Origin of the sequence: Corynebacterium sp. MSK073 (assembly GCF_030232085.1) — a bacterium.
Classification (GTDB): domain Bacteria; phylum Actinomycetota; class Actinomycetes; order Mycobacteriales; family Mycobacteriaceae; genus Corynebacterium.
The window spans coordinates 14115-38097 of the sequence record NZ_JASPIY010000008.1 but is presented as its reverse complement, the minus strand read 5'-3'; the positions used below and the strand labels follow the sequence as shown (position 1 = coordinate 38097).

The 23983-nt window shown below is 59.1% G+C and carries 22 protein-coding genes; 12 read left to right on the top strand and 10 right to left on the bottom strand.

What is annotated here, in order from left to right:
- Positions 1 to 582 (top strand): hypothetical protein, encoded by a 582-nt coding sequence (locus tag QP970_RS06840; protein ID WP_284771511.1) that lies wholly within the window; start codon positions 1 to 3, stop codon positions 580 to 582.
- A 16-nt stretch (positions 583 to 598) separates the two neighbouring features.
- Here the strand turns inward: QP970_RS06840 and nrfD are convergent, their stop codons facing one another.
- From nrfD to pcp, 4 genes are read right to left on the bottom strand one after another with little or no spacing between them, the layout of a single operon-like run.
- Entirely contained in the window at positions 599 to 1714 is a 1116-nt protein-coding gene (nrfD, locus tag QP970_RS06835; protein WP_284771510.1) for an NrfD/PsrC family molybdoenzyme membrane anchor subunit, read from the bottom strand.
- Positions 1711 to 2769 (bottom strand): 4Fe-4S dicluster domain-containing protein, encoded by a 1059-nt coding sequence (locus QP970_RS06830; protein WP_284771509.1) that lies wholly within the window; start codon positions 2767 to 2769, stop codon positions 1711 to 1713. Before QP970_RS06830 ends, nrfD begins: the two co-directional genes overlap by 4 nt.
- A complete protein-coding gene (fdnG, locus tag QP970_RS06825; protein ID WP_284771508.1) occupies positions 2770 to 6045 on the bottom strand; it encodes a formate dehydrogenase-N subunit alpha in 3276 nt (1091 codons plus the stop codon).
- 47 nt (positions 6046 to 6092) lie between these two features.
- A complete protein-coding gene (gene pcp, locus QP970_RS06820) occupies positions 6093 to 6689 on the bottom strand; it encodes a pyroglutamyl-peptidase I (protein WP_284771507.1) in 597 nt (198 codons plus the stop codon).
- Between the two features lie 505 nt (positions 6690 to 7194).
- Here pcp and QP970_RS06815 point away from each other — a divergent pair.
- Positions 7195 to 8556, top strand: coding sequence for a dicarboxylate/amino acid:cation symporter (locus QP970_RS06815; protein ID WP_284771506.1), 1362 nt, complete (start codon positions 7195 to 7197; stop codon positions 8554 to 8556).
- A gap of 45 nt (positions 8557 to 8601) precedes the next feature.
- On the opposite strand, the gene QP970_RS06810 is transcribed toward QP970_RS06815, so the two are convergent.
- The 3 genes from QP970_RS06810 to ychF all read right to left on the bottom strand — a co-directional run bounded on the left by QP970_RS06810 (position 8602) and on the right by ychF (position 11544).
- Positions 8602 to 9516, bottom strand: coding sequence for a cation diffusion facilitator family transporter (locus QP970_RS06810; protein WP_474897287.1), 915 nt, complete (start codon positions 9514 to 9516; stop codon positions 8602 to 8604).
- 310 nt (positions 9517 to 9826) lie between these two features.
- Positions 9827 to 10360: a type 1 glutamine amidotransferase domain-containing protein gene (locus QP970_RS06805; protein ID WP_005282146.1), complete on the bottom strand. Its 534-nt coding sequence runs from the start codon at positions 10358 to 10360 to the stop codon at positions 9827 to 9829.
- A 98-nt stretch (positions 10361 to 10458) separates the two neighbouring features.
- Positions 10459 to 11544 carry a redox-regulated ATPase YchF gene (gene ychF / locus QP970_RS06800; protein ID WP_284771505.1) on the bottom strand — a complete coding sequence of 362 codons (1086 nt, stop codon included), beginning with the start codon at positions 11542 to 11544 and terminating at the stop codon, positions 10459 to 10461.
- 29 nt (positions 11545 to 11573) lie between these two features.
- Between ychF and QP970_RS06795 the strand changes: the two genes are divergently transcribed.
- From QP970_RS06795 to QP970_RS06785, 3 genes are all read left to right on the top strand, one after another.
- Positions 11574 to 13061, top strand: coding sequence for an AI-2E family transporter (locus QP970_RS06795; RefSeq protein ID WP_284771504.1), 1488 nt, complete (start codon positions 11574 to 11576; stop codon positions 13059 to 13061).
- 36 nt (positions 13062 to 13097) lie between these two features.
- Positions 13098 to 14168: a DNA recombination protein RmuC gene (locus QP970_RS06790; RefSeq protein ID WP_284771503.1), complete on the top strand. Its 1071-nt coding sequence runs from the start codon at positions 13098 to 13100 to the stop codon at positions 14166 to 14168.
- Positions 14169 to 14233: 65 nt separating this feature from the next.
- The gene (locus tag QP970_RS06785) at positions 14234 to 15043 is read left to right on the top strand and encodes a DUF6542 domain-containing protein (RefSeq protein WP_239267939.1); all 810 of its coding nucleotides are present in this window, start codon (positions 14234 to 14236) and stop codon (positions 15041 to 15043) included.
- Between the two features lie 74 nt (positions 15044 to 15117).
- Here the strand turns inward: QP970_RS06785 and QP970_RS06780 are convergent, their stop codons facing one another.
- Entirely contained in the window at positions 15118 to 16068 is a 951-nt protein-coding gene (locus QP970_RS06780; RefSeq protein ID WP_239267941.1) for a 4-hydroxy-3-methylbut-2-enyl diphosphate reductase, read from the bottom strand.
- 153 nt (positions 16069 to 16221) lie between these two features.
- On the opposite strand from QP970_RS06780, the gene xseA reads away from it, so the two are divergent.
- Genes xseA through QP970_RS06765 form a run of 3 tightly spaced genes read left to right on the top strand, consistent with a single transcriptional unit; the run spans position 16222 to position 18145 of the window.
- Positions 16222 to 17463 carry an exodeoxyribonuclease VII large subunit gene (gene xseA / locus QP970_RS06775; protein WP_239267942.1) on the top strand — a complete coding sequence of 414 codons (1242 nt, stop codon included), beginning with the start codon at positions 16222 to 16224 and terminating at the stop codon, positions 17461 to 17463.
- A gap of 23 nt (positions 17464 to 17486) precedes the next feature.
- Positions 17487 to 17765 carry an exodeoxyribonuclease VII small subunit gene (locus QP970_RS06770; protein ID WP_023026190.1) on the top strand — a complete coding sequence of 93 codons (279 nt, stop codon included), beginning with the start codon at positions 17487 to 17489 and terminating at the stop codon, positions 17763 to 17765.
- Positions 17765 to 18145 carry a hypothetical protein gene (locus tag QP970_RS06765; protein ID WP_239267944.1) on the top strand — a complete coding sequence of 127 codons (381 nt, stop codon included), beginning with the start codon at positions 17765 to 17767 and terminating at the stop codon, positions 18143 to 18145. Before QP970_RS06770 ends, QP970_RS06765 begins: the two co-directional genes overlap by 1 nt.
- On the opposite strand, the gene QP970_RS06760 is transcribed toward QP970_RS06765, so the two are convergent.
- The gene (locus QP970_RS06760; protein ID WP_239267945.1) at positions 18129 to 18698 is read right to left on the bottom strand and encodes a DUF4245 domain-containing protein; all 570 of its coding nucleotides are present in this window, start codon (positions 18696 to 18698) and stop codon (positions 18129 to 18131) included. The two genes, QP970_RS06765 and QP970_RS06760, sit on opposite strands and share 17 nt — an antisense overlap.
- Before the next feature lie 217 nt (positions 18699 to 18915).
- Here QP970_RS06760 and glpX point away from each other — a divergent pair, with 217 nt between their 5' ends.
- From glpX to QP970_RS06740, 4 genes are all read left to right on the top strand, one after another.
- On the top strand, positions 18916 to 19929 hold the full coding sequence (glpX, locus tag QP970_RS06755) for a class II fructose-bisphosphatase (protein WP_239267947.1): 1014 nt from the start codon (positions 18916 to 18918) through the stop codon (positions 19927 to 19929).
- A gap of 108 nt (positions 19930 to 20037) precedes the next feature.
- Entirely contained in the window at positions 20038 to 21438 is a 1401-nt protein-coding gene (locus QP970_RS06750; protein ID WP_239267949.1) for a class II fumarate hydratase, read from the top strand.
- Between the two features lie 217 nt (positions 21439 to 21655).
- The gene (locus QP970_RS06745) at positions 21656 to 22279 is read left to right on the top strand and encodes a TetR/AcrR family transcriptional regulator (RefSeq protein WP_239267951.1); all 624 of its coding nucleotides are present in this window, start codon (positions 21656 to 21658) and stop codon (positions 22277 to 22279) included.
- Positions 22273 to 23841 carry an MDR family MFS transporter gene (locus QP970_RS06740; protein WP_239267953.1) on the top strand — a complete coding sequence of 523 codons (1569 nt, stop codon included), beginning with the start codon at positions 22273 to 22275 and terminating at the stop codon, positions 23839 to 23841. Before QP970_RS06745 ends, QP970_RS06740 begins: the two co-directional genes overlap by 7 nt.
- Here the strand turns inward: QP970_RS06740 and QP970_RS06735 are convergent.
- Positions 23838 to 23981 (bottom strand): hypothetical protein, encoded by a 144-nt coding sequence (locus tag QP970_RS06735; protein ID WP_239267955.1) that lies wholly within the window; start codon positions 23979 to 23981, stop codon positions 23838 to 23840. The two genes, QP970_RS06740 and QP970_RS06735, sit on opposite strands and share 4 nt — an antisense overlap.
- Positions 23982 to 23983 lie beyond the last annotated feature (2 nt).

Sequence of the window (23983 nt, the reverse complement as noted above, 5' to 3'; positions counted from 1 at the left end):
ATGAAACACCGTATTTTTAGCCTGCCCCTTGCCACCCTCGCCCTCGGCGCGGGCCTTGTCGCCTGCGCCGACGAGACCACCAACCGCAGCTGCTCGCCCATCGAATTATCGGAACTGCGCACTTCCCTGCCAGACACCCTCATAGGCGCTAACCAGGATCCCGATTCCACCAGCGAGGAGGATGATTCCTTTTCCGTGCTCTACGGCGGCGATTCGCCGGAAAAGATTAGCGTGCTGGGCACGAAATACGAGTCCGATAATGAGGCCGTATGCCCCGATGACCCAGATGCGGCGGCGGAGCGCTACTTGGAACTGGTCAATGAGGACATCGATAAGCAAAATGCCGCCCAAGGCCGCGCGGGAAATGAGTACAAGCCATTCGATTTCACCGCCGCGGACCGGCATTTTTATTGCTCGGCCTGGGAGGTCGAGGATGCCATCTCGACCACCTGCGTGACCACGGTCCATGACGCGGCGGTGAACTACTACCTCCACCGCGATTCCGAGTCCTTAGAGGCCGAGCAATCGCGCATGCAGGAAATCGGCGAAGAACTCGCCGATTCCTTTGCCAACCTCGACTAAGCCTGGCTCGCCCTCGCTAGCCTGCGCTGAGCACGTCGGTGGCAAGCCCCTGCTCGCGCCGGCGCCGCTCCGCGCGGCGTTTTTGCGGGCCCATCGTGGTGGCCGGGTTCTTGACTGCTTCCAGGCCCGCGTTGAGCACGCCAAAGCGCGTGCACGCGGATCCGGCAAGCAAGGCTAGGCCCGAGGCCACAGACACGGCGCGGGACTTCGTCGCCGCCGCCACCGCGCTGCCCACGCCGCCAGCGGCGATCAGGTATTCCGAGGCGCGCATGAGCTTTCCCGGCGTGCCGTGATGCAATTCCTCGCGGGGCTCTGGCTCCATGTTGTTTTCTAGCACCTTCGTCGCCGCGATATCGCTGGCTGCGGCCGCCATGCCCAAGGCCCGGGCGGGACCGGCGTATTTCACCGGGGTGGTCACCATGGCCAGGCCGGACGCCGCTGCCGAGGCAGAGGATACAAAGACATAGGGCAAGTGCCGCTTCATGTCATTCCATACCGGGTTGGACGTATTAGACAACAATACCGCCGTATATCCGGCCAGCGGGCCACCGAGCACACCGGTGACCACTCCGGCCGGAGTCGCGGCCTTCCCTAGGCTCGCGCGCAGCCACTTCGGCAGCGGCAGCTTCCGCTTGGTCGCGTCATCCACCTCTACCACGGCAGGAATGGCCGCCGCGGTGGAAAAGCCCGCGAGCAGCCACGATCCGAGCGACATCGGCGAGGTCACCTTGAATACGCGGAACATATTTAACGCGCGCTCCGGTCGGCCCAGATCCAAAATCAAAAAGACCGATCCAGCGGCCGCCGCGCCAAAGGCCGCTACCCGCGTGGCCCGGCGCAAGGGCGCGTTGCCCGCGGCCTGTGCACCGGTAGCCAAAAGGCCCGAACCGCCGGCAATGCCGCCCAAGAAGAAATACCCACCGATGGGCCACTCCCACGGCGGGGCCTTGACTACCGGCCTGCCGTAATAGGAAGAAAACTCGAAGTCTTCTGCCATCCGCTCCTCTTTGGAGCCATCCTGCGCACCCGCCCCCGGGCGCTTGCGCTTCTTCTTGCGCTTCGGCCCGTCGAAGTTGCGGTAGCGATTCGGCCGCTCCGGCTGCGGTGGCCGGTACTCATCAAAACCGCTCATTTGCGCCCTCCAATCAAAAAGGAACCCGCCACGGCCAGCGCCATCCCGCCGATGGCCTTCGCCGCGGTTTTATACATGCTCGGCAAATCCGCGGTGGGCACACGCGGATCCGGCGGCAAGCCATAGACCTCTGGCGAATCCAGCAATAAGAAGATAGAGCCGGTTCCGCCCACGCCATCGTTATCATTGGCGCCATAGAGCCGCGCCTCCGTCATGCCTTGTTCGTGCAGGACGCGCACGCGCTCCTTCGCCGCGGCCAGCATGTCCTCATAGGTACCGAATTGGATGGAATCGGTAGGACACGTCTTGGAGCACGCCGGCTGCTCGCCCTGTTTCAGGCGGTCATAGCACATGGTGCACTTCTGGGCGACGCCCACATTCTTAATCGGCATTGCCTCACCCGGCGTGTGGTCCGCGCCTTGGGGCTTGCGCTGCTTGAGCTTTTTCAGCACATTAATACCGGCGTGCGAATTATCCTGATAATCCACCGTCGCGGTCTTATCGTATTTCAGCGATACCCCGCCATCATCGCGGCGTTCGATGACGCCGAAGGGGCACCCCGCCACGCAGGTTCCGCAGCCATTGCACACGTCATCTTGGACGACCACAGTGCCAAACTCTGTGCGGAAGAGCGCGCCCGTGGGGCACACGTCCAAACACCCCGCATGCGTGCAGTGCTTGCAGACGTCCGAGGACATCAACCACCGGAACGTATCCGTATCCGGCGGAGTGGTATCGACTTCGTCCGGTGTGCCACCGATGGTAGGCATGCCAAGGGAAATAAGCTGTTTTCCCTCTTCGCGCGCCTTCTCAATGCGGTCATTGTTTTGCTCCACAAAGGCCACGTGCCGCCACGTATTAGCACCTAGCGCGCCGGTGTTGTCATAGGAATCACCGGTGACGTCATATCCTTCTACCGGGTTGCGGTTCCATTCCTTGCACGCGACCTCGCAGGCCTTGCAGCCGATGCACACAGACGTATCGGTGAAAAAGGCCATGCGGCGGTAGGAATCATAGCCGTGCCGGCCCGCGTCCTCGGTCAGTAGATTAGTCATTTACTTACCTTCTTCGCCATTACTCGCCGTATCGCCGTCACTACTTTCCGCCCCAGGCTGGCCATGCTTTTCGGGCTCCGGGTTATAGGTAAACGAGTCCGGAACCGACAACAAATCATTGCCAGAATCCACGCTTAACTGAGCCCGCTCCTGATACTGCTTGAGCAGCTTCAAGCGGCCTTCTCCCCTAGGTCGGCGGCCCGGCTGGATATCGCAGGCGCCGATCTTCGAGTTCTGAATAAACACATTCGGCTCGAGCGTAAGGCCCAAGAGATCGTTAACGCCGTCGCCTGCCACAGCGGTGGTCTCGGACTCGCCGTAGTGGAAGGGCAGGCCAATCTGGTGGAATTCTTCCCCATTGATCTTCAACATCTGCATGCGATCGGTGACCAAGACCTGCGCCTCAATCACACCGCGCGGCGAGATAATCGTCGCCCACTCGCCATTTTCCAGGCCGCGCTTTGCGGCCAAGTCCTTATCCACCTCGCAGAATAGGCCTGGCTGCAGCTCCGCCAAATAAGGCAGGCGGCGCGACATCGCACCCGAGGTATACATCTCTGTTAGGCGGTAAGTAGAAAATACGAACGGGAAAACCTCCGCACCAGGCATACCCGGTTCTGGGCGCTGCAGGTTATCCGGGCGCTTGATGGCCAAGCGCGTCGGCGATTGCTGCTGCTTATACAGCACGTTCGTAACCGGGGACTCCTGCGGCTCATAGTGGGTAGGCAAGGGGCCATCGGAAAGCCCGGAAGGCGCAAAGAGCCAACCGCGACCGTCCGCCTGCATGATGAAAGCGTCCGTGCCATCGAGGGCGTCTGGACCGACGGCATCGGCAGGTGCCTTGTACTCCGGCGACTTCGTCACAGGGAAGTCAGGGACGTCATCGCCTACCCACTTGCCCTGGGCCTCGTCCCACCACACGTACTTCTTGCGCTCGGACCACGGGGTGCCATCCGGCTTGGCCGAAGCGCGGTTATACAAAATGCGGCGGTTAGCAGGCCAAACCCAGCCCCACTCGGGCGCGACCTCGTTCTGCTCCGACCCCGGGACCTTGCGCGCGGACTGGTTAACGCCATCCTTGTACACGCCGGTGTAGATCCAGCAGCCGCCGGAAGTCGTGCCGTCATTCTTCATCTCCACGAAGGTGGGCAAAAGCTGGCCCTTCTTGGGACCATCCAAGTAGTAGCCGTTGATCTCTTTGAGGACGTCCTCAGAGTTCGGCTCGCCTTCCTCATTTTCCGCATAATCCCACGTCACCTTCTGGAGCGGGAGATCGCGCGGATCAGTGGAATCGCGCAGGCGTTCCTTGAGCTTCTTACCCAGCTGGTAGAAGAACCACAGCTCGCTCTTGGCATCGCCTGGCGGCGGTGCCGCTTGGAAACGCCACTGCAGCATGCGCTGCGTCTGGGTAAAGGTACCAGCCTTTTCCACGTGGGTGGCAGCGGGCATCAAGAAGACCTCGGTTTCGATGTCTTCCGTCTTCAGCTCGCCGTTTTTAATCTCCGGCGCGTCCTTCCAGAACGATGCGGTTTCGATTTCCTGGAAATCGCGCACGACCAGCCACTTCAGCGATGCCAAACCGCGGCGCTGCATGCCACCATTGGACTGCGCCACCGCCGGGTTCTGCCCGAAGACGAAGTAGCCATCTACCTGACCATTGAGCATGGCCTGCAGGGTTTCATAGGTAGAATGCGCGCCGAAAATGCGCGGCATGAGGTCATAGCCCCAGTTATTTTCCTTGGTCGCCGCATCTCCCCAGTAGGACTTCATCAAGGACACGGCGTAATTCTCGCCAATCTGCCAGAAGCCCTTTTGGGACTCATCCCGGATCTCATCCACAAATTCCGGCCACGTCTGCTTTTCCACGCTCGGCATGGGCAGGTAGCCAGGCAGGGAGTGGAAGAGCGTCGGAATATCGGTGGAGCCCTGAATGGAGGCGTGCCCGCGCAGGGCCATGATTCCCGAGCCCGGGCGACCCACATTGCCCATCAAAAGCTGCAGGATCGCAGCGGTGCGGATGAATTGCGCGCCCAAGGTGTGTTGGGTAAAGCCCAAGGCATAGGCGAAACACGTGGTGTGTTCCGGATCGGAATTCTGCGCAATGGAATCCGCCAGGTAGAAGAAGTCTTCCTGGGCGATGCCGCAGGTTTCTTCTACCAGCTCAGAGGTATAGCGCGCATAGTGGCGCTTGAGAATCTGGAAGACTGAATTCGGGTGCTCCAGAGTGTCATCGCGCTCGACATTCCAGGAGGAACCTTCCGGCTTTTGCACGTACTGCCACGAATCGGTCACGTACGTGCCGGTTTCTGGGTCATATCCAGAAAACAGTCCGTCCAGTTCCTCGGTGTCCTGGTAGTCCTCCGAGATAATCATCGGCGCATTGGTATATGCAACGACATAGTCGCGGAAGTACAGCTCATTTTGGAGCATATGGTTGATAACCGCGCCTAGCAGCACCACGTCGGTACCTCCGCGAATGCCAATGTGACGGTTGGAGAACGCAGAGGTACGCGTATAACGCGGGTCCACGTGAATAATGCGGGCACCACGCTTTTTGGCTTCTACGACCCACTGGAATCCCACTGGGTGGCACTCGGCCATATTCGAGCCCTCGATGACGATGCAATCAGCATTCGCCATATCCTGCAGCGGTTGGGTTGCGCCGCCGCGGCCAAACGAAGTTCCTAAACTAGGAACTGTGGCGGAGTGTCATATGCGCGCCTGGTTTTCGAGCTGCACCGCACCGGCAGCGGTAAAAAGCTTCTTAATGAGGTAGTTTTCCTCATTATCCAAGGTCGCGCCACCAAGTCCAGCGACACCCATCGTGCGGTTTAGAGTCCGCCCCGAGTCATCGGTGTCTTGCCAGCCCTTCCGGCGCGCCTCCAAGAAGCGATCCGCGATCATGTCCATCGCGGTGTCTTCATCCAGCTCCTGCCACTCGGTGGAGTGCGGTGCGCGGTACTTAATCTTGGTCAATCGCGTTGCGGAATTGACCAACTGCTCCGATGCCGAGCCCTTGGGGCACAAACGCCCGCGCGAAATCGGCGAATCCGGATCGCCCTCAATCTGGATGACTCGGTTATCTTTGACGTATACGCGCTGGGCGCAACCAACCGCGCAATATGGGCACACGGATTGCACCACGCGGTCAGCTTCTACCGTGCGCCCGTGCTTTTCCTTACTCTTGGTTGATTGCGTATTGATATCCCTGCCAAAGGGATCGCCGCTACGCAGCTGGCGCACAACCGGCCAGTTGAGAGGACTTAAGCGAGACATGACTTTAAATCTATATTTGGGCGGAAAATTTCTCTAGCAAGGTGACCCTAAGCGTTTTTCGCCACTGCGCCAATCGCGCGCTCCACGCCCTGAACGACCTCCGTAAGCTCCAGCATCGGGCTGTGTTCTTTAGCCTGTTCCTTAATAAACGGCACGTGGATAAAGCCTACCTTTACCTGCATATCTTTGAAATGGTGCAACAGGCCGTAGAGCAGATGGTTGCAGACGAATGTTCCCGCGGTAGTCGAGACCCGTGCCGGAATCTCCGCCTCCTGAATCGCTGTGACCATTGCCTTAACCGGCAGGGTAGAAAAGTACGCGGCAGGGCCACCTTCAACCACTGACTCATCGCTGGGCTGGTTACCAGCATTATCCGGAATGGAGGCATCCGCCAAGTTGATACCTACTCGTTCCGGAGTGATATGGCCGCGCCCAGCGGCTTGCCCCAGGCAGACCACCGCGTCCACGTCTTCTTCCTCGGCCACAGCAATCGCCTGCTTCAGTGCTTCACCGAACACTGTTGGCACAGGGTGCTTAATAATCTGCGCTCCGCCAATTTCGTCCGGCAGCTTATCCAGCGCGCGTTCCGTAGGGTTAATTTCTTCGCCACCAAAGGCATCAAAAGCAGTTACCAGAATCTTCATCGTTCCAGTATGGCAGCTGACGGTGCCCCGCTGCATTGATTCAGCGCTGTTCTCTTAGTTTCCTCGTGGTGCACCACCGACCTTCGCGCTCACGGGCGGCGGTCTTTAACGGGGCACCGTGCTCGCGGTGAGCGCGAAGGTGAAGTGAACGAATTCGAGCGGGCGAACAGTGTGTTCAATCGAAACCTTATGAATCGCCCCGCCGCCCTTCGCGCTCACGGGGAAGCGCTCAATCGGGCCATCCGACTTTCGCGGTGAGCGCGAAGGGCGGGTCTGCAGGATGAGGGAATAAAAGGCGGGGATGGAGGTCGCGGCTGAAGGCGAAAGCGAGAGTAGGTACTGAACTGCTTTGTCTGCAAAGCGGTCTTTGCGATTCCCCTGCTGCAAACGAGACCCTTTTTCTTTGCGGTTTGACGTGTGGAATAAAGTGAAACTAGTTGAAGTTGAACAGAACCGTACTCAACAAATAGTCAGACCTGTTCAGTTGATTTCTAAAGGACGTTCTATGACACAAAAAGTTTCCTCTCGCCCCAAGCTGCCTAGCTGGGCAACGGGGTTTGGCGCGCAAGTCATTGCGGGCCTTATCATCGGCCTTATCCTGGGACTGATTGCATCTGGAATGGATACCGATCCAGATAATCCAGGGTGGCTGACCAGCCTGCTCAGCGGAGTTGGTGGCGCCTATGTCCAACTATTGAAGGTCATGGTTCCGCCGCTCATCTTCGCCGCGGTAGTCACCTCGGTGGCCAACCTGCGCAAGGTTGCCAATGCAGCGTCACTGGCCATTTCTACGTTGGTGTGGTTCGCCATTACGGCGTTCTTCTCCGTCCTTGTGGGCATCGTCGTGGCATTAGTCTTGAAGCCCGGTGCTGGCACGAGCGTCGATGCATCCACTGCGGGGGATCCGTCTAGCGTTGGTTCGTGGACTGCCTTCTTCGAGCAGCTGCTCCCTCAAAACTTCATCGGGCTTACGGCCTCTGCTAGCGATGGCGAAGTTACCCTCAATTTCGGTGCGCTTCAGCTGCTGGTTATTTCCTTGGCCATTGGCATCGCCGCCGTACAGACCGGTAAGGCTGCCGATCCCTTCCTGCACTTTACGGAGTCCTTCCTCAAGGTCATCCAGAAGGTCCTGTGGTGGATTATCCGCCTGGCACCGATTGGTACCGCAGCGCTTATCGGTAAGGCCGTTGCTACCTACGGTTGGGACGCACTTGGCTCGCTGGGCAAGTTCGTCTTGGCAATGTATGTGGGTCTAGCCATCGTCTTCGCCGTGGTCTACCCTGCAGTGCTGAAGTTCAACAATATTCCGGTCAAGGGCTTCTACAAGCGCATCTGGCCGGTAACGTCCTTGGGCTTTGTCACCCGTTCTTCCATGGGTGTTATGCCCGCAACGCAACGCTTTAGCGAACGTGCCTTGGGCGTTCCCACCGAGTATGCGTCCTTTGCAGTGCCACTCGGCGCTACCACGAAGATGGATGGCTGCGCCTCCGTCTACCCCGCTGTTGCTGCGATCTTCGTCGCGCAATTCTACGGCGTAGACCTGGACTTCACGCAGTACCTACTCATCATCTTCGTCTCCGTCATTGGTTCCGCGGCTACCGCGGGTACCACTGGCGCGACGGTTATGCTCACGCTGACCCTGTCCACGCTGGGACTGCCGCTGGCTGGCGTCGGTTTGCTGCTGGCCGTTGAACCCATCATTGACATGGGCCGTACGGCGCTGAACGTCACGGGTCAGGCATTGTGCGCGACGGTCGTCGCCAAGCGCGCAGGCATCCAAAACCAAGAGGTGTGGGATGAAGCCGAAAACGGCGTCAAGCACATCATGGAGGAAGACTCCGACGAGGAAGTAAGCGTCAAGGCTTAATAAAACGCGAATAAAGGCCCCGGGCAGTACGCCTTGGACCTTTATTTATTGCCGGAATGGAAGTGGGCGGCGATGTGCAACGCCGGCCGGCTCCACGTGAATAAACACACTGCATCCGGGGAAAAGCTGGTCAAGGGCGACTTCGACGTCATCGGCAATCTCGTGCGAGTATAAAACGCTCCAGTTCGCCGGCACCTCCATGGTCAGGTAGACCATTCTTTGCCTGCCAGAGGCTACCGTGCGCCGGTCCGTGAAGGTCACGGACTTTTCTTTTTCCAGTTCAGCTAAAAGATCCCAAATTTGATCTTGCTCTTCTTGCGGAAGGGCCTCAGAAAGCAGGCTGCTGACAGAATCGCGCAAAATCTTAAATCCAGTCCACAAGATATTGATGCCAACGGCCAAGGCCACAAGCGCATCGAGCCACAACCAGCCCGTGAGATACACCGCAGCCATGCCCGCGAGGACGCCGGCGGAGGTCCACACATCCGTAATCAGGTGATGCCCATCCGCATTTAGCGTCGCAGACCGGTAGCGCTTACCCGCCTTGATCAAGGCTAGACCGACGCCCAGATTGAACAACGAGGACAAGAGCGACAGCGCTAAACCCCAACCGCCTTCTTCAACGGGCTGGGGAGTAAAAAGGCGTTGGACCGCGGTGTAGATGATGGCCCCTGCTGCGAGGAAGATCATCGCCCCTTCTACCAACGCGGAAATATACTCCGCCTTGCCGTGGCCAAAGTGGTGATTATCATCGGCAGGCTTAGCGGCAATGCGCAAAGCGCAATAGCCAGCGATGGCTGCCACGAGGTTCACGAGGGATTCGAGGGCATCAGAGAAGAAACCAACCGAGCCCGTCAGCCACGCCGCCAAGGATTTCAGGACAATTGTCGCCACCGCCGCGGCGATGGACAACATCATAAAGCGCTCTAAAATACGCTGCTCAGTACTTAAAGAAGACAAGGTCCACTACTCTCCCTTCGGCAACCAGAATCAGTCCGAAGGTCTCGTTCGCATCGATGCATCGATGCTGAGTGGCCGGGCTATTAAGCCAGTGTGTCGACCAGTCATCGCGGCGCGGGTGGGCACCGTAGGAACTACTCCCCTTCTGGGTTCATAGGTTAGCAGACGGCGAGAATCCTTAAACATTCAACCAAATCCTTGATCCGCCCTAGCGAGTTCAAAAATGCCGCTATAGACGAAAAATCTCCCTACGAACCAGGAGGTTTCTCACCATCTGGCGCGTAGGGAGTAATGAAGGCTCTAGCCTAATTTAGTGCTGGCCCTCGGCGAACTCTTCAACCAACTTCGCGTTGAATGCAGGCAGGTCATCCGGGGTACGGGAGGAGACCAAGCCCTGATCGCAGTGGACCTCTTCATCAACCCAGGTAGCACCTGCGTTGCGGAGATCGGTCTGCAGGGACGGGAAGGACGTCAAGGTGCGACCCTTGAGGGCCTCTGCATCGGCTAGAATCCAACCGCCGTGGCAGATGGCGCCCAAGGGGCGGTCCTCGCCCATGTGCTTGCGCACGATGCTAACGGCTGCCTCATCCAGGCGGATGAGGTCAGCGTTATTGGTGCCGCCAGGCAAGATGATGCCGTCGAAGGTCTCACCCTCGGAGTCCTTGGTCGTAGCATCAACGTTAATCTCGGTACCGTTCTTGCCCGTAATGGTGCCAGCCTTAGGCGCCAGAACCTTCACGGTAGCGCCGGCCTTCTGCACAGCCTCTAGCGGAGAGGTCAGCTCGGAGTCTTCAAAGTCATTCGTAGCAATGATTGCGATCGTCTTGTTTTCTAGCTCAGCCATTATTATGATCTCCTTATTGTTGTTGGGTACGCAAATAGGATAACTCTACATTCGCGCGCTCGCCACGTTTACTTTCGCAACCTGCAACAAGCTAGGATTTAGCCACCGATCTTGAAGTCACACACGTCGCCATCGTGCATGATGTAGTCCTTGCCTTCTTGACGGACCTTGCCGTTGGCGCGCGCCTCGGCCATGGAGCCGGCGGCAACGAGATCGTCGAAGGAGACGATTTCAGCCTTGATGAACTTCTTTTCAAAGTCGGTGTGGATAACTCCAGCGGCCTGGGGTGCGGCAGCGCCTTGCTTAATGGTCCACGCGCGGGCTTCCTTTTCACCAGCGGTGAGGTAGGTCTGCAGGCCCAAGGTGGAGAATCCGGCCTTGGCCAGGGTAGCCAAGCCGGGCTCTTCTTGGCCTACTGCCTCGAGCAACTCGCTTGCCTCGTCCTCATCCAGCTCCAAGAGCTCAGACTCGGTCTGTGCATCGAGGAAGACGCAATCTGCTGGGGCGACGAGCTGGCGCAGCTCTTCCTTCTTGGCGGCATCGGTAAGCACAGCCTCATCCGAGTTAAAGACATAGAGGAAGGGCTTAGCCGTCATCAGGTGCAGCTCGCGCACGAGGGAAAGATCAATCTCGCCGGTCTTGGCGGCGGCGAAGAGGGTGCGGTCATCCTCTAGGATTTCCTGCGCCTTCTTGGTGGCCTCCACCACAGGCGCCAAGTCCTTATTCTTCCGGGCATCCTTTTCTAGGCGCGGCAGGGCCTTCTCGATGGTCTGCAGATCCGCCAGAATCAGCTCTGTATTAATAACGGAAATGTCATTGCCGGGATCTACCTGGCCATCGACGTGGATGACATTGTCATCAGAAAAGGCGCGGACCACCTGGCAGATAGCGTCGGCCTCGCGGATATTGGCTAGGAAGGCGTTTCCCATACCCTCGCCCTGCGAGGCACCTGCGACGATGCCGGCAATATCCACGAAGGACACGGTTGCCGGCAAGATGCGCTCGGAGTTGAACATCTTAGCGAGGGTGTCCAAACGGGGATCCGGCAGCTCCACCAAGCCGACGTTGGGCTCGATGGTGGCGAATGGGTAATTAGCCGCCAAGATTTCGGAACGGGTCAGGGCATTAAACAAAGTGGACTTGCCCACATTGGGCAAGCCGACGATTCCTAGTGTAAGACTCACGGGGCTAATCCTAACGCACCTACCGCGTTATGAGGCAAGATGGTGGGGTGAGTTCTGATAAGCAACCAACACCCGAAAAGCCGCAGGCGAGCCCGGGCGATAAGATGGACGGTGACTTCGACACCAGCCAATTGGACGACGTATCGCCACATCCCCCGGGCAATCAGGTCGATCGCTCCGTCATTGCGGGCGAAATGGTGAAATCGACCTCCCTGTGGGCCGTGCGCCTGCTGATAATCGGCGTTTTCCTTTTTGCTGTATATCAGGTCCTGGGTAGCTTCTGGCAAGGCATCCTTCCAGTGCTCTTGGCTCTTATTATCTGTACAGTGCTTAACCCCATGGCGCGTTGGATGCGAACAAAGGGACTACCCGCGGGCCTGGCAGCGATTGTGACAATCCTGCTCTCTTCAGCCGCCGTCGGTGGGCTCATCGCCTCGGTGGCGCCGGACTTCATGCGGCAATCCCAGTCGCTCTACCTACAAACGGTCTCCGGCATCCAGCAGCTCCAGGTTTGGGCCCAGGGCCCACCCTTGAACCTCGATAGCGACGATATGAGCACCTATATCGACGAGGCCGCAGGCTGGTTGCAGGAGCGTGCGGGCGTTATCGCCGGGTCTGTATTTACGGGTATCGGCAATGCCACCTCATTTTTCGTCACGGTGTTCATTGTCTTGGTGCTCACCTTCTTCTTCCTCAAGGACGGCACCAAATTCCTGCCGTGGCTGCGCGATGCCACAGGCCGGCGCGCCGGCTGGCACCTCACGGAATTGCTCACGCGCGCCTGGAATACCCTGGGCGGATTCATTCGGGCGCAGGCGGTGGTCTCGCTTATCGATGCCATCTTTATCGGCCTCGGCCTCGTGCTTATCGGCGTGCCCTTGGCGATGGCCCTGGCGATCATTACCTTCATCGCCGGCTTCATCCCGTTCGTCGGCGCCATTGTCTCTGGCGCGCTCGCAGTGGTTATCGCCTTGGTATCTTTGGGCTTTACCCAAGCACTGTTGGTCTTGGGCCTCGTTATTTTGGTCCAGCAGCTTGAAGGCAATGTACTCTCGCCGTGGCTGCAGGCAAAGGCCATGAACCTGCACCCAGTTATTGTTTTGGTCTCCGTCATCGTCGGCTCCGCGCTCTTTGGACTCATCGGTGGATTCCTGGCCGTGCCGACCGCCGCCATGATCGCGGTTGCCTATCGCTACGTGCAGGACATGATGAAGCTGCAGTCCGGGGAAAAACACTCCTCCGAGCTCAATTACTCCACCGTCGCGGGCTATCTCATCGGCCGCTATACCGAAGAGCAGGCGCAATACAAGCGCGAGCAGTGGCGCAAGGTTCCAGAACACGCCAACCCCGATATCGCAGGCGCCGATGCCGCATCCGATGGCGCGTCTAACACCCTGGATGATTCCGTCGACGTCGATTCCACCCCGGACGACTATGACGATCCGAGCATGCGCTCCAACCTGCGCCGCGCGCGGGATGCCTTCGAAAATCTTTTGAACGGAGATTCGAATAAATAGTGTGCCATGTCGGCAGCACGTGTCATAGTGGATTCCATGACATCCACTTTGCCTGTGCTGCTGCTGTTCATCGGTCTCCTATTGGGCGCCGTGCTGGGTTGGTTGGCCCACTCCCATTCCGTGTCCCGCTCCGCGCCGAGCGAGGAGCACCGGGCGCTGCAGGAATCGCAGCGCCGCCAGGCCGAGCTGCAACCGCTAGAAAAGGCCATGGATAGGCTCGGATTCCAGCTACAAGAACTGGAAGAAGACCGCACCGCCCACTTAGCCTCCCTGTCCAGCCAAGTGCAGGCGGTGACCCGCACCTCGTCCCGGCTAACAGAGCGCACGGATCAGCTCGTTACGGCTCTCCGCTCGCCCAATGTGCGCGGGCGGTGGGGCGAGATCCAGCTAGAGCGCGTCGTCGAACTCGGCGGCATGAGACGGCACGTGGACTTCGATTCCCAAGTCTCTGCCCCCTTAAATGGCCGCATCGTGCGCCCAGATATGCTCATCAACTTGGCCGGTGGCAGGCATATCATCGTCGATGCCAAGGTTCCGTTCTCTTCATACCTCGATGCGCTAGAAACCGACGATCCAGAAGAACACGCCGGCTACCTGCGCCGCCACGCGCATCAGCTGCGCAGTCACATCCAGGCGCTATCCCACAAAGACTATATTGAGGCCTTCCAACCCACCCCGGAATTCGTGGTGCTCTTCGTACCCGCGGATCCTTTCCTCGATGCTGCGTTATCGGTCGATCCTGAGCTCATCGAGTTCGGTTTTGAACGCAACGTCGTCATCGCGACCCCGAGCTCACTCTTCGCGCTCTTGCGCACGGTAGCTATGGGGTGGCACCAGGAAGATATTTCCGCCAAGGCAAAAGAAGTCCAACGCTTGGGACGTGAGCTCTATTCGCGTCTCAATACCCTTTCGGAGCACTATGGCAAGGTGGGCCAAGGACTCGAAAAGGCAGTAGAAGCCTATAATTCCACGCTCTCCTCGCTTGATTCGCGCGTGGGCGTGACCGCCCGCAAGCTGCACGAAATGGAGATTCCCGGCCGTACGAACAGAGCGCCGCGCGAGCCCTCCCCCATTGATACGTGGCCGCGCGGGACAAATTCTTCTTAAAATCTAGGCAGTTTTACTGCGTGGATATAGCCATTGGCCCGCGCCAGACGGTAGGATTTTGCGACGTGTCACTAGCCAAACAACGAAAGCCTACCGCCGCGCAAAGCCTGAGCATGCCGAGCATCTCGCTGCTGAAGGGCCTTGGACTATTGGCGGCACTTTTGCTCACCGGCGCATTGATTTCCATTCTTGTCGGCTCCATAGGCTGGATGTACTTTGCCTTTCTCATCATCAGCTCCCTGCTCATAGCGCTCATCGTTGAGGAGCGAGGATTATTCCTGTCCATCGCGTCCATCCCCATTTTGTACGCGGTAACCGTGGTGACGGCGGGAATCTTCATCACCAAGTCCAATGCTCCGGAAGGCACCAGTTTTTCTAAAACGTCCCTGCTGACCTCCGTGTATCCGCTGGTCCAGAACTTCCTGTGGTTGCTTATCGCGGTTCTCGGCGCGACCGCAATCGGCGTCTTGCGCTGGATGCGCTTCCGCAAGGCCGCCCAACGCGCTGTGAATCAGCAAAAGGTCGCGCGGCGCGCGGACATGAAGCGGGATCGCCAGAACCGCGCTGAACGGCTTTCCGTGGCGGAACTCATGGCGCGCAATAGATCCGAAAACCCGCAGGCCCCCTCTCCACGCGCCTCCCGCCGCAGATCACACGCACAGGCGCAACCTCCGCGGAAGCCGCAGGACCGCATCCGTGGCCGCGACCGAGAAGAGCGCCGTCGCGAGCAACAGGCGGAACGCGAAAATCGCTTGCAACCGGATCCGCACCGGCGCGCAGGGGACGTGATACCACCGGCTCCCGAACCAGATCTCGCTTCCTCGACAAAAGACACTGCCAAGAAACAGCGTTGGGACGATAACCTCTACGAATAAACTAAACCGTGAGCCCCGGCACTCTTTAAGAGGCCACCAGGCTCACGGTTGTTGTCGTTTTAGGCGTTGCAGCGCTAGGTGCGGGCAGGACGCAGATCGCGCGGCAGCGCGAAAGTAATGGATTCGGTGGAGGTGGTCACTTGCTCCACGTCATTAAAGCCGCGCTCATCCAAGTATTCGAGCACCTCGCGCACAAGAAGTTCTGGCACGGAGGCGCCACAGGTCACGCCAACGGTCTCTACGCCGTCTAGCCACGATTCATCGATCTCGTCGGCAAAATCCACCAAGTGGGAGTCGCGTGAACCCGCCTCGAGCGCGACTTCTACGAGGCGCACGGAGTTGGACGAGTTCTTAGACCCCACCACGATCATAAGATCGCACTTCGGTGCAATGGCTTTGACGGACTCTTGCCGGTTTTGAGTGGCGTAGCAGATATCATCTGACGGCGGGTTTTCTAGGTGCGGAAAACGCTCGCGCAGCTTATTGACGATGACAACGGTCTCATCCACCGAGAGTGTGGTCTGCGAAAGCCAGATGAGTTTCTCATCCTGCAGGTAGTCTGGCAGCTTGTCCACGCCGTCGACGCCATCGACCAGATGCGTAACATCGGGGGCCTCGCCCGCGGTGCCTTCTACCTCCTCGTGGCCTTCGTGGCCCACGAGGAGGATGTGGTAACCATCGCGCTCGAAACGCTGGGCTTCCTTGTGCACCTTAGTCACCAAGGGGCAGGTAGCGTCCAAGGTCAATTGCTTGCGCTCCTGTGCCTGATTGCGCACCGCCGGGGAGATGCCGTGGGCGGAAAAGACGAGGTGAGCACCCTCCGGGGCCTCGGCGGCCTCTTCAACGAAGATGACTCCGCGCTTGGCCAAAGATTCAACGACATAACGGTTGTGGACGATTTGCTTGCGCACATAAATGGGTGCGCCGTATTTTTCTAGCGCCTTTTCTACGGTCTCGACGGCGCGGTCCACTCCAGCGCAGTAACCGCGCGGTGCCGCGAGGAGAACATTTTTACCATCAGTCATGCCTCCCAGAGTATCGAAAGGTAAAGCAAAACAATAGTAAGGGCTATCCAGCAGGGAAAGCGCCCATCTAGGCCACCCAAGCGGGGCGCCACGTGCCTTGAGCACCTACACTAAAGGGCACCGTATGGCGCTGTAGATGGAAAGGGTGGCTGCGTGAATCAACCGGCAAATACTCCAGAGACCCCGTGGCCCGTGGGCCAGGTCAATGACCAGGTGAAGGGATGGATCGAGCGCCTTGGATACCTGTGGGTGGAAGGCCAATTAACGCAGATCAATTACAAGCCCACCTGGAAGCTGTCCTACCTCACCCTGCGCGATGTGCAGCAGGAAAAGTCGGTGCAATTGACCTGCTCTTCCTCAATGCTGCACAACTTGCCCACGCCGCTAAAAGACGGCGACCGCGTCATCGTGCACGGCAAACCCGCCTTTTATGCCGGCCGCGGATCCTTTTCCCTGTGGACCACGGAGATTCGGCACGTGGGCATCGGCGATTTATTGGCGCGCATCGAAAAGCTGCGCGCGCAGCTTGCCGCAGAAGGCCTCTTTGATCCCGCGCGCAAGCGCCCGCTTCCCTACCTCCCGCAGAAAATCGGCCTGATTACCGGCCGCGGTTCTGCCGCCGAGCGCGATGTCGTGGCGGTAGCCCGCGACAGGTGGCCGGCCGTGCAATTCCGCGTCATTAATACCGCTGTTCAGGGGGCGAATACCGTCCCCGAGGTGATTTCCGCCTTGCAGGAGCTCGACGGCGATGCGGAGATCGATGTCATCATCATCGCCCGCGGTGGCGGTTCCGTCGAAGATCTCCTTCCCTTTTCTGAAGAAGCCCTGCAACGCGCCGTCGTGGCCGCCAGCACCCCGGTGGTCTCCGCGATTGGCCACGAGCCGGATAGTCCGGTGCTCGATAACGTCGCAGATCTGCGCGCGGCTACCCCGACGGACGCCGCCAAGCGCGTGGTCCCGTCGGTGGCAGAGGAACGCGCGGTCATCGCTGAGGCGCGATCCCGCATGGCGGCGGCCTTGCGCGGCTGGGTAGAACGCGAGCGCCGTGGATTGGATAATATCCGCTCGCGCCCAGTGCTGGCCGATCCGATGACGCCAATCCGCGCTCGGCGCGAAGAGGTCGAGCGCATGCGCACGAGCATGCGCCGCGAACTGCGGGTGCTCTTAGACCGTGAGACCCGGCACGTGGAGTCCCTTCGCGCGCGGGTTTCTGCTTTAGGTCCTTCGGCGACGCTTGCCCGTGGGTATTCTATTGTCCAGGTCTTGCCCAAAGATGGCAGCGATCCGGAGGTCGTTAGCTCTTATGAGCAATCACCGCCCGGCGCGCAATTGCGCATTCGCGTGGGCGATGGTTCCATCACCGCCGTGTCCATGGCCTCCCAGGCCGCCGATTAGCCAGAAATAGTAGGAGAATGCTGATGTCAGATGAAACCATTGGTTCCGGCCAGCCAGGCCAAGATGCCTTTACTCCCGTAGAGGAATTGAGCTACGAACAGGCGCGCGATGAGCTCATTGAAACTGTCAAGATTTTAGAGCTCGGCCAAATGGGCCTGGACGAGTCCCTGAAATACTGGGAGCGCGGCGAGGCGCTTGCTCGCACGTGCGAGTCCCACTTGGATGGCGCCTCCAAGCGGGTGGAGGATGCCCTTGAAAAGGCGGAACACAGCGAGCAGCAGGCTGAGGAGGGTGAAGAGTAATGCAGATTTATGGTTACCCGGGAAGGCGGATTGATTTCGTCTCCAAATCGGCATCGGCAGGCTCCATCATGGGCGGCGATTCCCGCGCGCTGGTAGAGGAATTTTTCGGGCCGGCGCATACCAGCACCCAGGTTTCGGCCACAGAAGAGGAATTGAGTTACTTTTCCCGGTCCATCGTGCTGCTGCTTGCCGATGCCAAAGTGGTCCAAGTCTCCATCTACCCGCGCCGTTCCCAGCGCGAGCGCGTGGACGTCTACCTAGAAAAGACGCGTTTGAGCGGGCTGGATGCCGCTGCCTTGGACGAAGCCACCGGTGACACTGAGGGAATCACAGTGGAAGCGGACGCCGAGGGGCTCAGCGAGGTTACTTTCCGCTTATAGGTTTGGCCTCGATAAAGGCCTCGGTGGCGGCGGCGAATTCTTCATCGGGGGCTGCACCGGAGATGATGAGGCGGGCATCGCCCAAGTCGGCGATCCACAAGCGGCGCACAGAATCGTCGTCACTTGCCAGCACGCGCACCTGATGGCCGGCTACCTCGCGCATTGAGTTCAGCCCGCGATAGTTAGCGTCGTATTTTTCGCCCGCCTCTTCTGCAGAAACCTGGGTTTGGGTGGATTCCACGTAGTTTCCATCCGCGGTAAGCCAGCTGACGACGGTGACTGTGTCGCCGCCTAGCTGCGAACGGCGGGCCGCATTGGCCTGCCAGCCTTCGGGCATCTGGGGATCTCGGATAGCACCAATACCGGCGCGAGCCTGCGTATCCAGGAAGGTCTCCTCGTCTACCTCTTGAACTGGGCCTTGCTCTGTTTCCGGATTCACCGAGCAAAGCCCCGTCGCGCCCACCACGAGCAACATCATGACCACCACTACGGAAAGGGACAAAATGATGTCGCGAGCGCCTTCGAAAATCTTCGGTCTTTGTTCTGCAGCCACGCGCCTTAGTATCGCATGAGCCACCGTGAAAGTGCCACATGCCTCCCGCGTGCGCACATTCGCGCCGATAATGCTGCCTAGAGAAAGGAAAAACCCCGCAAAAGGGGCCCCAAATCGGACCTATTGACGCCAAAAAGTGCCAGAATAGGACAAGTAGAACACTAATCGCGTGGGAATTACCCCCACGGTGAGAAAACATGGAAGGCAACCACTACACATGTCCGAAAATACTTCTTATTTGCCCGACCGTAACTTGGCCATGGAGCTGGTGCGCGTGACCGAAGCCGCCGCCTTGGCCTCTGGCCGCTGGGTTGGTCGTGGCATGAAGAATGAGGGCGATGGCGCGGCAGTCGATGCCATGCGCAAACTGATTAACTCCGTGGCGATGAAGGGCGTTGTCGTCATTGGTGAGGGCGAAAAGGATGAGGCCCCGATGCTCTTCAACGGTGAAGAGGTCGGCACGGGCGAAGGCGCGGCGATGGACATTGCTGTGGACCCGGTAGATGGCACGCGATTGATGGCCGAGGGCCGCCCCAATGCCATTTCCGTAATCGCCGCCGCAGAGCGCGGCACCATGTATGACCCATCTGCGGTCTTCTACATGGAAAAGATCGCCGTGGGCCCAGAAGCCGTCGGATCCATCGATATCAACCAGTCCGTGCAATGGAATATCGAGTCCGTGGCCAAGGCAAAGGGCCTGCGCACCGCCGATATCACCGTGGTGGTATTGGACCGCCCGCGCCACGAAAAGCTCATCCAGGAGATCCGCGAGGCAGGCGCAAAGGTGCGCCTCATTATGGATGGCGATGTGGCAGGTGCCATCGCCGCCTGCCAGGATTCCAACTCCATCGACATAATGATGGGCATTGGAGGTACCCCTGAGGGCATCATCACCGCCTGCGCCATGCGGTGCATGGGTGGCGAGATCCAGGGCAAGCTGTGGCCGAAGGATGAAGAAGAAGCAGAAAAGGCCCGCGCTGCCGGACACGACTTGGATAAGGTCTTGGGCACCAATGATTTGGTTTCGTCGAAGAACTGCTACTTCGCCGCTACCGGCGTGACCAATGGTGACATGCTGCGCGGTGTTTCCTACCGCAATAATGGTGCCTCCACCCGTTCGCTGGTCATGCGTTCCAAGTCCGGCACCATTCGCTACGTCGATTCCTTCCACAAGCTGGCTAAACTGCAGGAATACTCAGTGGTGGACTACTCGGACCCCACCAAGAACTAAACCTCACCCCCAAATGGCGGGGCAGGCTCGGGCTTTTCACCCACTGACTTTTAGCTTTTCGCCATACTGGGGGTAGGTGCACACAATCAATCAACCGAGGTGATTCTCATGACCGAATACCGTACCGAACATGACACTATGGGCGAGGTTAAAGTTCCCGCTGATGCCCTGTGGCGCGCACAGACCCAGCGCGCGGTAAACAATTTCCCTATTTCCGGCCGCGGCTTGGAAGATGCGCAGATTCGTGCGCTTGGCCTGCTCAAGGCTGCATGCGCACAGGTCAACAAGGACTCCGGCAGCCTGGATGCAGAAAAGGCAGACGCCATTATCGCCGCCGCACAGGAAATCGCGGATGGCAAGCACAACGATGCCTTCCCCATCGACGTATTCCAGACCGGCTCCGGCACCTCTTCCAATATGAACACCAACGAGGTCATCGCCTCCTTGGTGCATAAGCAGGGCGTAGAGGTTCACCCGAACGATGACGTCAACATGGGCCAGTCCTCCAATGACACCTTCCCCACCGCCACCCACGTGGCGGCTACGGAAGCGGCTGTCAATGACCTCATTCCGGGCCTAAAGGTCCTGCACGAGTCCTTGACTAAGAAGGCGAAGGAATTCGCGGACGTCGTCAAGGCCGGGCGCACCCACCTCATGGACGCCACCCCAATCACCTTGGGCCAGGAGTTCAGCGGCTACGCCCGCCAGGTGGAGCTCGGCATCGAGCGCATCGAGGCTACCCTCCCGCGCTTGGGAGAGCTCGCCATCGGTGGTACCGCCACCGGCACCGGCCTGAATACCTCCGCTGATTTCGGCGGCAAGGTGACCGAGGAGCTCAAGAAGCTCACCGGCGTTGAGAACCTGAAGGAAGCAGAAAACCACTTCGAGGCACAGGCTAACCGCGACGGCCTCGTAGAATTTTCCGGCGCCATGCGCTCGGTGGCCGTATCCTTCAACAAGATTGCCAATGACCTGCGTATGCTGGGCTCCGGCCCACTGACCGGCCTGGCAGAAATCCACCTGAAGGACCTGCAGCCTGGTTCCTCCATCATGCCGGGCAAGGTCAACCCGGTTATCCCTGAGGCGGTTACCATGGTGGCCGGCCAAGTTGTGGGCAATGACGCAGCCGTTGCCTTCGGCGGCGCGCAGGGACAGTTCGAGCTCAACGTCTTCATCCCGATGATGGCGCGCAACGTGCTCGAGTCCGCTCGCCTGCTGGCCAACTCCGCCCGCGTCTTTGCTGAGAAGTGCGTCGACCACATCGAGGCCAACGAGGAGCGAATGAAGCACTTCGCGGAGTCCTCCACCTCCATCGTGACCCCGCTGAACTCCGCCATCGGCTACGAGAATGCCGCCAAGGCCGCAAAACACGCCCTCAATGAGAAGATCACCGTCCGCCAGGCCGTAATCGACTTGGGCTTTGTTGACGGCGAGAACCTCACCGAGGAAGAGCTGGACAAGCGCTTGGACGTATTGAGCATGACCAACCGCGAGCGCGACAATATCTAACCTCAGCCGCCTTTAGCGCTGCAACCCCGCTCGGAAATCGCTTCTGAGCGGGGTTTTGCATGCCCGGGAACATGACCGGGTACGGGAAGTGCGCGCAAAGAAAAGGGGCATCGGCAAGCACATGCCGTGACTTGCGCCATAAATTCAGCGTACACATCTACAAAATCACTCATTTTGCACTTGGTGCAAGTTTGCACCGAGTGTAAAGTTGCATTCTGTGCAAGAAGAACTATCACTACGCGAGCAGAAACGCCTAGAAACACGGCTACGCATTGAGGATGCCGCCACCGAACTGGTGGATAAGCATTCCTTTGGCGAGGTCACTATTGAAGAGATCTGCGAACTAGCCGGTATTTCTCGGCGCACATTTTTTAATTATTTCGATTCGAAGGAATCCGCCGTGCTCGGGGCACCAAGCGCTGACTTCACCGCGGAAATGCGCGAGTATTTCCTCCACGAGCCCACCACCAACATCATGGAGCTCGTCCTTAACCTGGTGGAGCAGCACATGGAGGGCCATCACGTTAATCCCACGATTCGGGAGCGACGCAAGCGCATTGCTAATGACCCGGAGGCGGCCGCCGCCTCCATTAGTCGCAAGCGGGCGAAATCCATCGAGCTTATTGGACTCATTGAGGAGCGCCTTGACCGGGAACCGGAACTGCGCATCCTGGAGGGTCATTCCACGGCAACGGAGGCCATGGTCATCGCCGGTGTGGTCCGCGAGGCCCTGTGGCTTTCCATCGCCGCCCCCGATAGCGATTGCAGCGACGCCCTGAGTTCGCGTCTGAATGATTCACTGACTTTGATTAATGATGTTATGAAAGGAATCCGATGGTAGATACAGTCGAAAAGGCTCCTGCGCAGGGCCAGTCGCGGGCGGATAACCTGGGGCTCATCTTCTCTGCGCTGGTGCTCACCATGTTGATGAGCTCGCTGGGCCAGATGATTTTCTCTTCCGCTTTGCCAACGATTGTTGGTGAGCTTGGCGGCGTTGACCACATGAGCTGGGTCATCTCCGCATTCCTGGTCACCATGACCATCGCCATGCCGATTTCCGGCAAGCTGGGTGACATGCTGGGCCGCAAGTGGCTCTACATTGGCGGCATCGCCGTCTTCGTCGTGGGCTCCGCCATCGGCGGTTTCGCCGATTCCATGACGGTGCTCATCATCGCCCGCGCCGTGCAAGGCTTCGGCGCCGGGTTCATGATGATCTCCTCGCAGTCCATCATCGCCGAGGTCACCTCCTCCCGCGAGCGTGGCAAGTTCATGGGCATTATGGGCGGTGTCTTCGGCCTGTCCTCCGTCCTTGGCCCCGTCTTGGGCGGCTGGTTTACTGATGGCCCCGGCTGGCGCTGGGGCATGTGGATGAATATCCCGCTCGGCCTGCTGGCCATGGTGGTCTGCATCCTGGTGCTCAACCTGCGCGTGGGCCAGGCCGATATGAAGCGCTTTGACTGGCTCGGCGCCACCTTCATCGCCATTACCACCGCTTCCCTAATCCTCATGACCACCTGGGGCGGCACCGAGTACGACTGGGATTCCTCCATGATCCTCACCCTCGGCGCCATCACCCTCGTCGGCGCGATCATTACCACCATCGTGGAATTGCGCGCTGCCGAGCCGCTCATCCCGGTTCGCCTCTTCAAGAACCGCAACATGGCCCTAACCACCCTGTCCGGCGTCATCTTGGGTCTGGCCATGTTCGGCGTGCTGGGCTATATGCCCACCTACCTGCAGATGGTCCACACCCTATCGCCCACCAACGCTGGCCTGATGATGATTCCAATGATGGTTGGCCTTATCGGCACCTCCACCGGAGTTGGCTTCATCATCGCCCGCACCGGCCGCTACAAGATCTACCCCCTCATCGGCCTAGCCATTACCGCAGGCGCCCTGTTCTGGATGTCCCGCCTCTCGGTAGACACCTCGCTCACACAGCTCGGCTTCGAGTTCCTCGCCTTCGGCATCGGCCTGGGCATGGTCATGCAGGTGCTCGTGCTCATCGTCCAGAACTCTTTCCCACTGTCTCAGGTGGGCACGGCCACCGCGGCGAATAACTTCTTCCGCCAGATCGGTTCTGCCCTGGGCGCTTCCCTGGTCGGTTCCATGTTCATCAACAACATGCAGGATGAGATGGCCAACCGCCTGCCGCGGGCCATCCAGCAGCTGGGCCCCGAGGGCGCGGCCTATGCTGAAAAGTTTAATAACGCCAATGGCAATGCCAATAGCCTCACCCCGGATATGGTTTCTTCCCTGCCAGAGCCCCTCGAGCAGGCGATCCTCAATTCCTATAACGATGGCCTCACCCCGGTCATCGCGCTGATGGTCCCGCTCGTCATCATCGCCCTGATCGTCCTGCTTCCCCTGCGCGAAGAGCGCCTGAAGGAGACGATCGATTAGGGGAGCTGCATGCGCTGCGCGATAGCCTGCTGCTTGCCGATGCCCCCATCGAGTCCGCCCTCGGCTACCCACCCGGCGGCCTCGCGAAGTAGAAAACGACTAAAGGCCGTAGCGGCCGAGATTATTAATTCCCTCGGCATCG

What these genes read in the sequence shown, in the direction of transcription:
- QP970_RS06840 (WP_284771511.1), top strand. Translation starts at nt 1, where the DNA reads ATGAAACACCGTATTTTTAGCCTGCCCCTTGCCACCCTCGCCCTCGGC.
- QP970_RS06780 (WP_239267941.1), bottom strand. Translation starts at nt 16,068, where the DNA reads ATGACTGATGGTAAAAATGTTCTCCTCGCGGCACCGCGCGGTTACTGC.
- nrfD (WP_284771510.1), bottom strand. Translation starts at nt 1,714, where the DNA reads ATGAGCGGTTTTGATGAGTACCGGCCACCGCAGCCGGAGCGGCCGAAT.
- QP970_RS06795 (WP_284771504.1), top strand. Translation starts at nt 11,574, where the DNA reads ATGAGGCAAGATGGTGGGGTGAGTTCTGATAAGCAACCAACACCCGAA.
- glpX (WP_239267947.1), top strand. Translation starts at nt 18,916, where the DNA reads ATGTCCGAAAATACTTCTTATTTGCCCGACCGTAACTTGGCCATGGAG.
- QP970_RS06770 (WP_023026190.1), top strand. Translation starts at nt 17,487, where the DNA reads ATGTCAGATGAAACCATTGGTTCCGGCCAGCCAGGCCAAGATGCCTTT.
- QP970_RS06740 (WP_239267953.1), top strand. Translation starts at nt 22,273, where the DNA reads ATGGTAGATACAGTCGAAAAGGCTCCTGCGCAGGGCCAGTCGCGGGCG.
- pcp (WP_284771507.1), bottom strand. Translation starts at nt 6,689, where the DNA reads ATGAAGATTCTGGTAACTGCTTTTGATGCCTTTGGTGGCGAAGAAATT.
- QP970_RS06735 (WP_239267955.1), bottom strand. Translation starts at nt 23,981, where the DNA reads ATGCCGAGGGAATTAATAATCTCGGCCGCTACGGCCTTTAGTCGTTTT.
- QP970_RS06750 (WP_239267949.1), top strand. Translation starts at nt 20,038, where the DNA reads ATGACCGAATACCGTACCGAACATGACACTATGGGCGAGGTTAAAGTT.
- QP970_RS06765 (WP_239267944.1), top strand. Translation starts at nt 17,765, where the DNA reads ATGCAGATTTATGGTTACCCGGGAAGGCGGATTGATTTCGTCTCCAAA.
- QP970_RS06815 (WP_284771506.1), top strand. Translation starts at nt 7,195, where the DNA reads ATGACACAAAAAGTTTCCTCTCGCCCCAAGCTGCCTAGCTGGGCAACG.
- QP970_RS06830 (WP_284771509.1), bottom strand. Translation starts at nt 2,769, where the DNA reads ATGACTAATCTACTGACCGAGGACGCGGGCCGGCACGGCTATGATTCC.
- QP970_RS06790 (WP_284771503.1), top strand. Translation starts at nt 13,098, where the DNA reads ATGACATCCACTTTGCCTGTGCTGCTGCTGTTCATCGGTCTCCTATTG.
- QP970_RS06805 (WP_005282146.1), bottom strand. Translation starts at nt 10,360, where the DNA reads ATGGCTGAGCTAGAAAACAAGACGATCGCAATCATTGCTACGAATGAC.